The following is a 12,209-nucleotide window of genomic DNA, read 5'->3' as shown; positions in this document are numbered from 1 at the left end:
TACCGCCGCCCGTTCCTCGGGTGTGAGGGCTGAGGGCTGGACCTGTGGTTTTCTGGGCTTTCGCTCCGGTGGGGGCCGCAGCCGACGGTAGTGGGTGGCCCGGGAGCGGCCGGTCAGCCGGCAGGCCGCCGTGATACCGAGCTCGCCCTCGACGCCGGTGAACGCGTCGTCGGCCACCGGTTCGGCGGCAGCGATCAGTCCGCGCTCTCGGAGATCATTTCCAAGAGCGCGGAAGCTTTTCCCATGACTTCCAGCGCGGCCTTGTTCCGGGCCAGTTCCTTCTCCAGCCGCTCCACCTGGCGGCGCAGCTTCTCGTTCTCCGCCTCGGCGGCGGACTTCTTCGGCCTCGCCGGACTGGTGCGCTTGTCGACCAGCTTCTCCAGGGCCCCGGCATCCCGCGCGGCCCGCCATTCCTTGACGTGCGAGTGGTACAGGCGCTCGCGGCGCAGGATCGCGCCCTTCTCGTTCTTGGGCGCGGAGTCGTACTCGGCCACGATCCGCAGCTTGTACTCGGGACTGAAGGTCCGGCGCTTCGGCCGGGCAGCCGGATCGGGTCCGGCGGGGTTGGTGCTGGTCATGAGGGGGTGGTTCTCCTGTCGTGCCCTCTCAGGCTAACCCGACGAAGCGGGACGTCTCACCCAAGGCTGACAGAGAGGGCCCGCCGCCAGCCTTCGGCCGGTGAGGCTCGTAGGAGCCGATCAGGACACCCATCTCGCGCAACACGTCCAGGCTGCGGCGGTATGCCGGATGGGCAGCCTGGGCGGAGTTCAGGTACGGCAGCACGGTGACGGGAACACCCATGGCGGGTGCCTCGCACAGGATCGCCAGCGCGAGGTTGTCGGAGATCCCGGCGGCCCACTTGTTGACCGTGTTGAACGTGGCCGGGGCGACCGCGATGGCATCCGCAGTACGGCTCGGGCGCGGCTCCTCCGGTGACCGCCAGGCCGAGCGGATGGGGCGGCCGGTCTGGGCTTCAACCGCCGCCGCGTCAAGGAAGCCGAGCCCTTGCGGGGTGGCCACGACGCCGACGTCCCAGTGGCGCTCCTGAGCTGCCGTGATCAGTCGGCCGACGTCGGCGGCGACCCCGGCCGCGCAGACCACGATCTGCAGGAACGGCTTGTCGTGCTGGTCACTCACGCGGGCACTCCCAGGTGGCTGCTGACACGGTGCACGTGCGGATTGGCCAGGGTTTCAGCCGACGCAAGTTTCGCCGTCCGTGTAAAGGCCCAGCAGATCATCCAGGGCGGAGCGGCTGAGAATCACCGGTGACAGTTCAAGGTCTTTTGAGTCGCGTACCGCTGCGTACGCACCGAGGTCGGCGATCTCGACGCAATCATTGGCGCCGCCGCTGTAGGAGCTCTTGCGCCAGCGCGCCTTCTGAAGTTCCTCGGCGTGGAGGCGGCGCGGCGGGGGCGTGCTCACGGTTCAAGCTCCTCGGCGGTGCGGGTGAGATGGGTACGGGTCTCGGCGGGGCTGAGGGCCGAGGCCCTGAGCTGGTCGAAGATGTCCGTGTAGTTCTGGATGTCGCTCTCGGACTCCAGGTACACGGAGTTGTTGGGGTTCTCCAGCCAGACCAGCGGTGCCGTGGGCTGGGGGAAGGTGAGGATGACGAAGGGCCCGTAGAGGCCGGGGTGGGCGCCGGCGGAGAACGGGAGAAGTTGGATGGTGACGTTGGGCTGCTCGTCGGCCTGGACAAGGTGGTCGAACTGCTGGCGCATCACGGCGGGAGAGCCGATAACCCGGTGGAGGACGGCTTCGTCCAGGACGGCCCACAGGTCGGTGGAATGCTCGCCGGACAGGCGGCTTTCCTGGCGTTCCATCCGTACCTTGACCAGGGCGTCCACCTGGTCAGAAGTGAGCTCGGGACGCATCTGGGCGATGACTGCGCGAGCGTAGTCCTCCGTCTGAAGCAGGCCGGGAACGAGCAGGGGCTGGTAGTTGGCCAGCCCGACGGCCCCTGCCTCCAGGGCGAGGTAACCGTCGTAGCGGGTCGGGGTGAGAACCGTGGAGTACTTCCGCCACCAGGGCTTCTGCTGTTCCTTGTCGGCACGCACCAGGTCGAGGATGTCGTCACGCAGTTCGGTGTCGGTGACGGCGTAGCAGTCGAGGAGAGCCCGGACCAGTACAGGGGTGGTGCCGCGCTCGCCGGTCTCGATCCGGCTGAGGGACCCCTGGTTGATCTCGATCTGCTTCGACACCTCGGTGAGGGTCAGGCCGGACGCCTCCCGTAACTCGCGCAGCCGTGTGGCGAGCTGACGTCGGTAGACCGACTGAGGGGCCAGCTTCCTCTTCAGTGCCATGGAGGCAGTCTGTCCATCCACCCGTTGGCGGACAACCCGAACGGGCCAACTTGGCCAGACATATTGCCTAGTTGCGCTTTGCGTCGGCACTCTTGCGTAGGACATCCCGTACGCCGCACGGTCCGGCGTGCGTGCCGTTTGCCGAGGAGCCCATGGTTCCGCCGACGTGTTGGGAGGTCTTCCATGCCCCGGAACACGCTGCTTCGGCAGTTACTCGAAGAGCGCCACCTCACGACTTACACGGCATTCGAGGTGCAATTCTCCCGCGCGGCCAAGAACCTGGCCAAGCAGGCGGATGACCCTCGGCTGGCCTCGGTCGCGGTCTCATCGCGGCAGTTCGACCGGTGGATGAGTGGGGAACTGAAGCAGCTTCCCCGCCCGGACACGTGCCGCATTCTGGAGGAGCTGCTGGGCACGACTGCCCGCGACCTGTTCGCTTCGCCCTCGGCCTATCCACCGTCCGCCCCGGAACCCCTACCTGCGAACGTTCCACCTTCTCCCCAGCCCGGCCCGCCCGCCCCCGCCGACGACCCGACGGACATTGTCGCCCGAGCCCGCCAGCTGGCCTCCGGCAACGTCGACCAGACCACTCTGTCCTTTCTCGCCTCCCGGATCGAGGGAATCACCGAGCGGTACGAGAAGGACGGGCCGGATGGCCTGTGGGGGCAGACGAAGAGCCTGCACAGCATGGGGCACACCCTGCTCGCCGGTCAGCAACCTCCGGCCGCACGCAAGGAACTGTTCCGGATCGCTGCACGCGCTGGCGGACTGCTCGGCTACATGGCGGTGAACACCGGCGCGTTCCCCCTGGCTGAGGCGTACTGCGCCGAAGCGCTGGAACTGAGTCGGGCGATCGGCGATCTCGACACCGAGCTGTGGGCCTGCGGCACCCAGTCCTTCGCGGCGTACTACGCAGGCCGCTACGACGAGGCCGACGCGCGGGCCGCTGCTGCGGTGGACCGGGCGCCGAACCACCCGCAGGCCATCCGGCTGCTGGTCAACGGCCGGGCCCGGGCGCTCGGCAAGCTCGATGACCGGGCCCAGGCCGAGCGGGCCATCGGGCGGGCTCTGGAGCTCTCCGATCAGCATGACGTGGCTCCTGGCCTGACCTCCTGCATCTCCTTCTCGCCGTATGGGCGGGCCCGCACCTTGGCCAATGCGCTGACCGCCCGTGTCGCTCTGCAGGACACCGGGCACGTGCTGCGAGACGCCGAGAACCTCGACGACCTGGTCGAGAAGTCCGACTCCGCGTGGAGCCGCTCGCTGGTCCGCCTCGACGTGGCCACCGCGATGCTTCAACAGCGAGCACCGGACGTGGAGCACGCCATGTCCCTCGGGCAACAGGCGATCACTCTGGCCAGCCCGCTGCCGATCAGCTCGGTGCGACAACGCTCCCGGGACCTGTACGAGCGAGCAGCCCCTTGGCGGTCCCGGCCAGCGGTGCCCGAGTATGGCGAACAGCTCCGCGCCTGGGGCTGTCAGTTCCCGCCTGCTGAGGCAGGGTGATCACGGAGGAGTTCGCCGGGTGTCTTGGCCGCACGTCCAGCTCAGCGCCGATCCCGCAGCCTTCCCTGCCCACCCGCCGGCCGACCTGAGTGACCCGGCGGTGATTGCGGCGCACGACCAGGGCGCCTTCGACGCCGTGGAGACCATGGTCGATCACTGGGACCGGCCCGGCTGGACGGCACAGACCCGGGCGTACTACTGGATGCTCACCTTCCCGGACAGCCCAGCGCTGGCCGACCTCGCTCTTCGCTGTCAGCAGCACCTCGCGCCGCTTGGCCTGGATCCGGTCCCCGACGACGGGTTGCACATCACGCTCACACGCGTCGGTGCCGCCGCAGCGCTGCCGCTGAGCCGTCTCGATGACGTCATCAGCGCGGCGGCACCGCTTCTCCCGGCGGCCTTCAGCCTGCGGGCGGTCCCGCTCGCGGGTTCTCGGGGAGCCGTACGCCTGACGGTCGCGCCCTGGGGCCCGATACTGGCGCTGCACGCGGCCCTCAGCAAGTCCATGGCTTCCCTGGAGCTGACTCCCCGGAAGCCGACCGCGCTGTTCCGCCCCCACCTGAGCCTGGCCTACAACAACCGGCCACGCCCCGCTGCCCCGGTCATCGAGGCCGTCACCCCCCTCCGCGGCCTTGCACCAGTCGATCTGCACGTCCAGGAAGTGCAGTTGGTGGAGCTGCGACGCGAGGAACGCACCTACCGGTGGAACGTCGTCAAGAGCCTGCCGCTCGGCTGATCGCTGCTTTCCCGCGCGGCAGGACGGCAACGACCGCCTTGCCGACGGCAGTGGTCTCCACATACCACCGACGTGCCAGCGTCTGCACCAGCCACAGTCCACGGCCGGACTCGGCAAGCGGATCCGCAGCCGTCTCCGACAGGTGCACCCGACCGTCGTCAGGCTCCGGGTCGTGGACCGCGACGACGACCTGATCCCCGTCGATCTCGATGGTCAGACGGTCAGGGCCGGCAGTCGTGTGTCGCACTGCGTTGCCCACCGGCTCGGATACGACCAGCACAGCGTCGTCCACGCTGAGGACGACGCCGGCCAGGACGGTACGAACCCGGTCACGGGCCAGGGAGAGCGGCTCGCACCGACCGGTCAGAGGCATCCAGTGCATGTGCGGACTGTGCACTGCCGGGCTTGAGTCGTTCAGCATCGCGGTCGCTCTTCCGGTCGTACGAATGGGCGTGCCCCACAGGGTCCGCTTGTCCGCAGCGCGTCTCCACGCCGTCCCCCCGACGCTTCTCCGCCGCCCGGACGGCGGGGAGACGGCGTATCGGCGGCGTGGAAACGCCCCTACCGCGACGGGAGCCTCGAAGCCGATGGCCGGCCCTCTCCAGAGCCGTCCGGATCGCCGACTTCGCGTAGAGGAGATCACCGTGCCCGCCCCCGTACGAGCTACCTACCGGCTACGCCTCGCTGTGCCAGAGGAGTCGGGGCGATGACGGCCACCACCCTCCGCCCCGGTTGGTCCCATCCCGTGCGAGCCGCCGTACCGCCCTTCACCGAGGCCGGCTTGAGAAGGGTCCTGGAGAAGGTGCAGTGCTGGGCCCCGTATGTCGACGGCTTGCTGCTCGATGACGTGGCAGCCGTCCTGGACGACTACACGCCCACCGAACACGAGGTCGACGAGCACGCACAGCGCCTTCGCGGCCACCTGATGCGACTCGTCCACCTCGCCGTGGTCTCCAAGGCGGCCGAGAGGGACGAGCAAACAGCCGGCCTCGTCGAGCGCGGGCGCACCATCCGATCCGAGGAAGTGCCAACGGATCACCGCCGGGCCGTCGGACACATCCGACGTATGGCGTGGACGCTCGACGAACTCATTGAACGCCTGGTGGCCCACCAGTGCCTTACGGAGGCGCCGTGACTTTCCCGCTCCTCCGCCTCATGTACAACCCGCGGGCTGTCGGGTCGAGTGACAAGAGTCTCTCCCTGGTCCCGTACGTCACCCAGAGGGAAGGGGAGGACGCGGCGCCGGACAACCTCGTCATCACGCGCCATTCCTCCGGCCCGCGGCTGTACTACGCGGACGAGGACCCTCGGGACCGAGACCCGCGGGGCGTGCTCTGGGCACGGTGCGGGTGGAACCCTGTCGACGCCGAAGGTCGGATCTCCGGTGTGCCGCAGTGGAAACTGATGCACCCCCACCGGCAGATGGTGTGCATGCAGACGCTCACCTGCCAGGTCTGCACAGGCCCCGCCCGCACGCCCCTCGGCTTCATCTTTCTCGCCGGCCCTCGGGATCACGATCCAAGTTGGCCGAACATCCTCACCAATCAACCTCCGGTGTCACGCAGGCACACCCGTGCCGCCGCGAGGCTTTGTCCGCACCTGGAGGACGACCCGACGGTGTTCCTGGCCAAGAGCGCACCCCTGTACGGCGTGCACGGCACTCTGTACGGCCGGGACGAGGGCGGTGTGAAGGTCATCGCACAGCCGGATGCGCCCTTGCCGTACGGCCATCCGAACATCGGGACGTTCCTCGCCTCGCAGCTGGTTCGGCGCCTCAAGTCGTTCCGCGTCGTCGGCCTCGACGAGCTGCTCAACGATCTGGCCACTGCCTCGTAGACCCCCGCGTCGGGGCCCTCCAGCCTCACCGGCCAGCCAGCCGAAGGACAGGGGGCCGGTGAGCGGGGCGGGTCCGAGGAGTTCCCCGACTCCACCTCTGCACGGACCCGCCCCACCCTCTGCCAGACGACATGGAGGCAACGTGCACCAACTGATCGCGAGCCCGTTCCTGGGCCAGTACCTCCTCCTCCGACCCGGTCACGCCAAGGGAGTGGCCATCCCCGAGTCCCGCTTCGAGGAACTGCACATGGCGGTCTCCGAGGACCGGTCGGCCCCGGCCTGGCTCGCCGAGGCGACCACGGCCGCATGGCAGATGCCCATGCCCTCCGGGCCACTGCGGGAGTCCCTCCTTGTCCGCGAGCGCTCCACCTACGGGTATGCGAAGGCGTCATGGGAGATCAACCTCGGCTGTGACCACGACTGCGGTTTCTGCTACCTCGGCGAGAAGCGGTTCGAGGGCCTGGACTGGAACGACAAGACCCGCCTGCTCACGATGCTGCGTGACGCCGGAGTCCTGTGGCTCCAGATCACCGGCGGCGAGGCCCTGATCGACCCGCAGTTCGCCGCCGCGTACGAGTACGCCACCGGGCTCGGGATGATGATCCAGGTATCGACGAACGGCAGCCAGCTCCACAAAGTGAGGATGCAGGAGCTGTTCGCCCGCCTGCGGCCCTACCGCCTGACGGTGAGCCTCTACGGGGCGACGGGAGAGACCTACGACTCCGTCACCCGCAACCGCGGCGCCTTCGACCGGTTCACCCGCGGACTGGACGCCTCCCGTGCGGCGGGCCTGCCCGTGCGAATCAACATCATCGTCGCCGAGGAGAACGCCCACGAGGTGGACGACATGGTCCGCCTGGTGGAAGACCGCTGGGGCTTCCCGTACCAGGTCTTCACGAACATGTCCCCGACGATCGACGGAGAAGCGAAGCCGCTCGCCTCACAGGCCCAGAAGTACGTCCGCGCCCGCCGTGTCTTCACCGGCTGCAACGCCGGCCACACCTTCTTCCACGTCGACCCGCACGGTATCGCCTCGGTCTGCAAGATCGGCCGCGACCCCAGCGTGAACCTCATGACCGAGGGCCTGACCGCCCTCCCCCGACTCGGCGGCATCGCCGAGTCCCTCCAGCTCCGCACCGGTGGATGCTCCGGCTGCTCGAAGGTCGGCACCTGCAGGACATGCCGGCCGCTGGCCAAGCTCCACCAGGAGGCGGGGGACAACCGATCGCTCTACTGCCAACACGGAGGTTACGGAGCATGACTCCCACCAGCGCCACCCTGACCCGGCCCGCGCCGATCCCGGTCACCATCGGCCTGCGCCCGCCCGCAGAGGCCACCGGCGCCCTGCCCGTGCCCATCTCCGCGCCCCCGGTCCCTGAGGGCACGTTCCAGATCATCGGCGACCTGGACGTCGACGTCGCCGAGTCCGCCGGGTGCAGCTGCTCGGCCGGCGACGACCAGCCCTACTAGACCGGGGCTCCGCTCCGGCACGCTGCCCCGGCCGTACGCTGGCCGGGGCAGCCCATCGCCTTCTCCGAGGAACCGCGCCGTGTCCATGATCCGCCGCCACTTCCACGACCTCCCCGTGGAGGCCCGCCAAGCCATCGCCGACAAGGCGGGCCCCGTCCACGCCGCCCGCACCGCCGACGGAGGGCTGAACTCAGGCATCGCCGCCTTCATCGACACCGATCACGGCCCGGTCTTCGTCAAGGGCATCCCCACCGACCACCCACAGGCCCCGGCCCAGCATCGAGAGGCCGCGATCAACCCACACCTCCCCCGTGCCTGCCCCCGCCTGTACTGGCACATCGAGACGGCCGGCTGGGACCTGCTCGGATACGAAGTCCTCCCTGGACGGCACGCGGACTACACCCCCGGCTCCCCGGACCTGCCCCTCGTCGCTACGGCGATCGCGGAACTTCAGAGGACCACGGCCCCGGCGGACATCCCGATCAAGGCCGCCGAGCAGCGCTGGGCCGCGTACGCTCCGCCCGGAACCGCTGCCCTCTTCGCCGGTGACACCCTCCTGCACACCGACCTCGCCCCGCACAATGTCCTCGTCCACGACCGTGCCCACATCATCGACTGGGCCTGGCCCACACGCGGCGCCGCCTGGATCGACCCCGCCATCCTCATTCTGCGGCTCCTCGAAGCCGGACACACGCTCGTTGAGGCGGACGCCTTCGCCCGCCAGTTCCCTTCCTGGCGCAAGGCACCAGCTGAGGCCAAGGAGGCGTTCTCTGCCGCCAACGCTGCGGCGTGGCGGGAGATCGCTCGCGCCGATGCCGCACCTTGGAAGGCTGTGATGGCCACCCATGCGGTGGCCGCCCACGCTCACCTGCAAACCACGCCCGGTACGTTCCCCGCCCGCTGACGATCACGGCGGGAGTCACCTGCGCTGCCCGGTATACAACGGCCGCTGTGGCAGAAGAGGAACGCTCGCGACGTGGTACCAGCCTCCTCGCAACAGCAGACGAGGGCGTTGCAAGCCCGTACTATTCCGGCATCCGGGCTACACGTGGGGGGCAGAGTGGCTTCGTGGGATGCTCGCACTATCGGCACACGCTTCAATCAGTGGCGAGGGCTCGTGAGAGGAGGTGAATCATGAGCTTCCCCGTGGACCTCACCGCGGCACTCAGTGGAGCGTCAGTCGCTCAGCTGCACAGCTGGCGCCGCACCCATCTGCTGCAGCCCGAACTGCAGGACAACCCGGTCCGTTACTCGTTCCGGGATGTGGCGGCCCTGCGAACATTTGTCTACCTCCGCAGCAAGCTGCCTCTGCAGCGGATCCGCAAAGCCATGGACCAGCTACGCAAGTGGGACCTGACCGAACATCCGGCCGCCTACAAACTCGTCACCGAGGGTGATTCGGTCTTCCTCGTAGAAGAGGAAAGAGCTATCGACCTTGTCCGTCGCCCCGGTCAAGAAGTGATCTACAGCCTGGCTGACGTCTTCGCGTCATTCGAGAACATGCAAGGGCGGACCGTCGCGGACTTCCGACGTCCCCGGCCGCACCTGGAGGTCAAGGAGAACCGGCTCGGGGGGTGGCCGACCATTCAGGGGACACGCGTTCCGTACGACGCTGTCGCGAAGCTGGTCGCCGGCGGTGTCGCACCGGCCGAAGTCCATCGCTTCTATCCAACTGTCGAGATTTCAGGGGCGGCTGACGCGGCCGACTTCCACCAGGAGGTCGAGCAGATCGGAGGCCGCGCTGCATGAGGTTCTTCCTGGACGAGAACGAGACACCAGCAATCCTGCCTCCCTTGAGCACTGTTTTCTTCCTGCATGAGTTCCGTACGGCTCACGACGAAGGACTGTCGGGCGTTATGGACACAGAACTCATACATGCCGTCAGCGACCGTGGTTTCGACGCGATCATGACTCAAGACCGCAATCAGTTGTCAAACCGAGACGAACGCGACGCGCTGATAGAAACCGGCCTGCACTGGATCGGCCACCGCCAGCCCGATGCAGAGGGGCTCTTGTACATCGTGAACTCAACAGCCGCCTATCTCGCCGCCATGCCGCACATCCTGGACGAGATGAGCAACGTCACGGGCGCCCATGCCTTCCACGTCCGCAATCTGCCCCTACTCAAAGGCCAGCGGGTCGCAGTCAGCCGCCTCAAGACCTGACGCGCTCTGGTCGGGCGGAAGCGTCAGGCCACATGAGGCGGAGCGTAACCGTGGTGCGTGATGTGGCCCTGAGCTCGGGGTGGCGGTGCACGGAATGCGAGGATGGCTGCGACAGCTCCGGGGCCGTGGGTGCGGTGGGTGAAGACGGCCATGCCGACGCCGAAGACAAAGCCGACGTGCCATCGTCCAGACGGTGGGGCGACGCAGGGTGCCCGGGTCTGGCGGATCGGGCACGCACACGTCCCTCCCTCTCAGCCATCGCCTGATCATCAGGCACGCCCGTTCGTGGCTGGCTGGATCGGGTGCATGGCAGCCAATGCGCACTTGCGTGCGCCCACGACCATGTTCGTACCGTTCCGAACCATGTCTGCACCGACGCAAGAGGTACTCGACCGCCTCAACCGACAGCTGCCGGTCCACGTCCACTCCGCTGCCACTCTCGTCACAGGGGTAGACAAGGCAGCATCTGCCATCGACCGGGAGCGCAAGAGGAAGCGCGGGGAACAGGAGTCATGCGCTCGCAAACCTAACCTCGGGCTTTCACGAGGTGGGCTGTCCGAAGCGTGATCCAAAAACGCGAGAAGTGCTCCTGACCTGCAACGATAGGACTTGTCGAGGGTCCAGATCGTGCCGTGGAAAGAAGCACTTCTCAGGTGAAGAAGAGTATCGGGTCATACCCGCGTGTCCGCATCGAGGGTGGGGGCCGGGCGGTGGTCTCCCAGGCCGGCGGGGTGCTGCTGGTCGAGACGGTCCGCAAGGCCGGTCTGGACACCGCGATATCGGCGGCGCTGAGGCCGTGGCGGAAGCCGCGGGCGGTGCACGATCCGGGCAAGGTCCTGCTCGACGTGGCGTTGGCGGTCGCGGCGGGCGGGGACTGCCTGGCGGATGTCGGGATGCTGCGGGCCGAGCGGGCGGTGTTCGGGCCGGTCGCCTCCGACCCGACGGTCTCTCGTCTCCTCGACACTCTCGCCGCCTCCGGCGAGAAGGCTCTGGGGGCGATCCGGGCCGCCCGGGCCGAAGCCCGAGCACGGGTCTGGAAGGTGGCCGGGACCAGGGCTCCCGATGCGGGCGGGTCGGTGACCGTGGACCTCGACGGGGTGCTGGTCCTCGCGCACTCGGACAAGGAGGACGCGGCACCGACCTGGAAGCGGTCCTACGGCCACCACCCGCTCATGGGATTCGTCGACCACGGGCCCGGCGGCACCGGTGAACCGGTCGCGGCCCTGCTCCGCCCGGGCAACGCAGGCTCGAACACGGCGGCCGACCACATCACCACCACTCAACTGGCCCTGGCGCAACTGCCGAAGGAGTACCGGCGCGGGCGGCGGACCCTGATCCGCACCGACTCCGCCGGCGGCACCCACGCCTTCGTCGCATGGCTCGCCCAGCGCGGGAGGTGGCTGTCCTACTCCGTAGGCATGACCATCACCGACCAGATCCACCACCACGTGCTGAAGATCCCGGCATCCGCCTGGACACCGGCCGTCGAGACGAACGGCGAGATCCGCGACGGGGCCTGGGTCGCCGAACTCACCGGCGACGTCCTCGATGGTTGGCCGAAGGGCATGCGGCTGATCGTCCGCAAGGAACGGCCGCATCCCGGGGCACAGTTGAGGATCACCGACGCCGACGGCATGCGGCTGACGTGTTTCGCCACCAACACGACCGGCCTGCCGATCGCCGAGCTCGAGCTCCGTCACCGGCTGCGGGCCCGCGCGGAGGACCGCATCCGAGCCGCCCGGGCCACCGGACTGCGCAACCTGCCCCTGCACCGCACCGCCCAGAACGAGGTCTGGCTGGAGATCGTGCAGATCGCTCTCGACCTGCTGGCCTGGATGCCCATGCTCGCGCTGACCGGCACCGCCCGCCTCTGGGAGCCCCGCCGCCTGCGGCTCCGCTTGTTCTCCACGGCCGGACAGCTCGTGACCACCGGCCGCCGGCGAATCCTCCGCCTGGCCGGGCACTGGCCCTGGACCGGCGTGATCACCGATGCCCTCGAACGGCTCGCACTCCTACCGAACCCCGGCTGACCAGCAGATCCACCCGTCCCTACGACAGCCCCTCACCGCCCGGAGCAGTGGAACCCGGCGCCCACCCGAGACGACACTCGGGCCACCACCCTGCCCATCCACAGCTCACGGCACGAAAACGGGCCACCGACTCCGTCGGCGGCCCGTCACGAAAGATCGAGGCTAA

At 68.4% G+C, this 12,209-nt stretch carries 15 protein-coding genes; 10 read left to right on the top strand and 5 right to left on the bottom strand.

The features are described from left to right. Positions 1–194 precede the first annotated feature (194 nt). From TU30_RS32330 to TU30_RS32315, 4 genes are read right to left on the bottom strand one after another with little or no spacing between them, the layout of a single operon-like run. Positions 195–578 (bottom strand): hypothetical protein, encoded by a 384-nt coding sequence (locus TU30_RS32330; protein WP_042176980.1) that lies wholly within the window; start codon positions 576–578, stop codon positions 195–197. 28 nt (positions 579–606) lie between these two features. Continuing rightward, the gene (locus tag TU30_RS32325) at positions 607–1,137 is read right to left on the bottom strand and encodes a flavoprotein (RefSeq protein ID WP_042177103.1); all 531 of its coding nucleotides are present in this window, start codon (positions 1,135–1,137) and stop codon (positions 607–609) included. Between the two features lie 54 nt (positions 1,138–1,191). Then, positions 1,192–1,422 carry a DUF397 domain-containing protein gene (locus tag TU30_RS32320; protein WP_042177101.1) on the bottom strand — a complete coding sequence of 77 codons (231 nt, stop codon included), beginning with the start codon at positions 1,420–1,422 and terminating at the stop codon, positions 1,192–1,194. Next, a complete protein-coding gene (locus tag TU30_RS32315) occupies positions 1,419–2,300 on the bottom strand; it encodes a helix-turn-helix transcriptional regulator (RefSeq protein ID WP_042177099.1) in 882 nt (293 codons plus the stop codon). The genes TU30_RS32320 and TU30_RS32315 overlap by 4 nt, the downstream gene beginning before the upstream one ends. Before the next feature lie 183 nt (positions 2,301–2,483). Between TU30_RS32315 and TU30_RS32310 the strand changes: the two genes are divergently transcribed. Both TU30_RS32310 and TU30_RS32305 read left to right on the top strand, forming a co-directional pair. Further along, positions 2,484–3,806 carry a M48 family metallopeptidase gene (locus tag TU30_RS32310; protein ID WP_042177097.1) on the top strand — a complete coding sequence of 441 codons (1,323 nt, stop codon included), beginning with the start codon at positions 2,484–2,486 and terminating at the stop codon, positions 3,804–3,806. A gap of 19 nt (positions 3,807–3,825) precedes the next feature. Next, the gene (locus TU30_RS32305; RefSeq protein ID WP_042177095.1) at positions 3,826–4,542 is read left to right on the top strand and encodes a 2'-5' RNA ligase family protein; all 717 of its coding nucleotides are present in this window, start codon (positions 3,826–3,828) and stop codon (positions 4,540–4,542) included. Here the strand turns inward: TU30_RS32305 and TU30_RS32300 are convergent. After that, positions 4,520–4,963, bottom strand: coding sequence for an ATP-binding protein (locus TU30_RS32300; RefSeq protein ID WP_052480004.1), 444 nt, complete (start codon positions 4,961–4,963; stop codon positions 4,520–4,522). The two genes, TU30_RS32305 and TU30_RS32300, sit on opposite strands and share 23 nt — an antisense overlap. A 285-nt stretch (positions 4,964–5,248) precedes the next feature. Here TU30_RS32300 and TU30_RS32295 point away from each other — a divergent pair, with 285 nt between their 5' ends. From TU30_RS32295 to TU30_RS32260, 8 genes are all read left to right on the top strand, one after another. After that, positions 5,249–5,677: a DUF6415 family natural product biosynthesis protein gene (locus TU30_RS32295; RefSeq protein ID WP_042177093.1), complete on the top strand. Its 429-nt coding sequence runs from the start codon at positions 5,249–5,251 to the stop codon at positions 5,675–5,677. Then, a complete protein-coding gene (locus tag TU30_RS32290) occupies positions 5,674–6,378 on the top strand; it encodes a hypothetical protein (RefSeq protein ID WP_078878770.1) in 705 nt (234 codons plus the stop codon). The genes TU30_RS32295 and TU30_RS32290 overlap by 4 nt, the downstream gene beginning before the upstream one ends. A 142-nt stretch (positions 6,379–6,520) precedes the next feature. Continuing rightward, complete coding sequence (locus TU30_RS32285; protein ID WP_042177090.1) at positions 6,521–7,639, top strand: radical SAM protein; 1,119 nt, start codon at positions 6,521–6,523, stop codon at positions 7,637–7,639. Beyond that, the gene (locus TU30_RS32280) at positions 7,636–7,848 is read left to right on the top strand and encodes a hypothetical protein (RefSeq protein ID WP_042177088.1); all 213 of its coding nucleotides are present in this window, start codon (positions 7,636–7,638) and stop codon (positions 7,846–7,848) included. Before TU30_RS32285 ends, TU30_RS32280 begins: the two co-directional genes overlap by 4 nt. 85 nt (positions 7,849–7,933) lie before the next feature. Then, positions 7,934–8,752, top strand: coding sequence for an aminoglycoside phosphotransferase (locus tag TU30_RS32275; RefSeq protein ID WP_234308072.1), 819 nt, complete (start codon positions 7,934–7,936; stop codon positions 8,750–8,752). Positions 8,753–8,982: 230 nt separating this feature from the next. Beyond that, a complete protein-coding gene (locus TU30_RS32270) occupies positions 8,983–9,597 on the top strand; it encodes a DUF433 domain-containing protein (RefSeq protein ID WP_042177084.1) in 615 nt (204 codons plus the stop codon). Continuing rightward, positions 9,594–10,013 carry a hypothetical protein gene (locus TU30_RS32265; protein ID WP_042177082.1) on the top strand — a complete coding sequence of 140 codons (420 nt, stop codon included), beginning with the start codon at positions 9,594–9,596 and terminating at the stop codon, positions 10,011–10,013. Before TU30_RS32270 ends, TU30_RS32265 begins: the two co-directional genes overlap by 4 nt. Before the next feature lie 653 nt (positions 10,014–10,666). Next, on the top strand, positions 10,667–12,043 hold the full coding sequence (locus TU30_RS32260) for an IS1380 family transposase (protein ID WP_042177080.1): 1,377 nt from the start codon (positions 10,667–10,669) through the stop codon (positions 12,041–12,043). Positions 12,044–12,209: the final 166 nt, after the last annotated feature.

This window comes from Streptomyces sp. NBRC 110035, assembly GCF_000829695.1.
Taxonomy (GTDB): domain Bacteria; phylum Actinomycetota; class Actinomycetes; order Streptomycetales; family Streptomycetaceae; genus Streptomyces.
This window is presented reverse-complemented; position numbering and strand designations above follow the sequence as displayed.